The sequence below is a fragment of the Burkholderia sp. Ac-20392 genome (assembly GCF_017104585.1).
Taxonomy (GTDB): Bacteria; Pseudomonadota; Gammaproteobacteria; order Burkholderiales; family Burkholderiaceae; genus Burkholderia; species Burkholderia lata.
This window is the reverse complement of record NZ_JAAGPB010001118.1, coordinates 1-810: the sequence shown is the minus strand read 5'-3', so window position 1 is coordinate 810 and position 810 is coordinate 1. Positions and strand designations below refer to the sequence as shown.

At 72.1% G+C, this 810-nt stretch carries 1 pseudogene; it reads right to left on the bottom strand.

The window, feature by feature from the left end:
* Positions 1-421 precede the first annotated feature (421 nt).
* Positions 422-810: pseudogene (locus G3N99_RS41140) on the bottom strand (DNA-3-methyladenine glycosylase 2 family protein); the annotation flags it as partial.

Sequence of the window (810 nt, the reverse complement as noted above, 5' to 3'; positions counted from 1 at the left end):
TGCGACCGGTTCCAGTCGGCAGCAACGGGCACGCCGGTTACGCGAATTCGTCCGATGGAAGGTGACGCGCGGACGGGTGGCGGCAGGTGCAACCGCGCCGCCAAATCGACCGCGGAAAGAAGGGTAAGTGGGCATCGCGCGCCCGGCCTCCTGCCGACGACCGATGCGCGGAATTGCCGTGACGGTTGGTGTCGGGTGTCGGGTGTCGGGTGTCGGGTGTCGGGTGTCGGGTGTCGGGTGTCGGGTGTCGGGTGTCGGGTGTCCGGCGTCCGGCGTCCGGCGTCCGGCGTCCGGCGTCCGGCGTCCGGCGTCCGGCGTCCGGCAGTTAGGCTGCACGTGTCGGCACGACCTCCGCAACAGGTTGCATCGCCGCCGCATCAGGTCGCACCCGGTCGCGAGCCTCAGCGATCTCCAGCCGCCCTCACCCGCCGCGCGCGCCGCCCGCCCGGTCGGCCACTTCGTTCCACAAATGCAGCGCCGCGTAAGCGCGCCAAGGCCGCCAGCCTTCGGTCCGGTGCTTCTGGGTCGCGAGCCGGTCGAGCGCCGGATCGCGCGCGGCGATCGACTGCATCAGCACGAGATCGGAGGCCGGCCATGCGTCCGGATCGCGCCATGCGCGCATCGCGATGTATTCGACGGTCCACGGGCCGATTCCGGGCAGATCGAGCCACGCACTGCGCAGCGTCGGGAGATCGGCGTGCTCGCGATCGACCGGCACGTCGCCGGCCGCCACCGCGCGCGCCACGCCCGTCAGTGCCGCCACCCGCTTGCCGGGCATCCCGATCTTGTCGAGATCGCACGCGGCCAGCG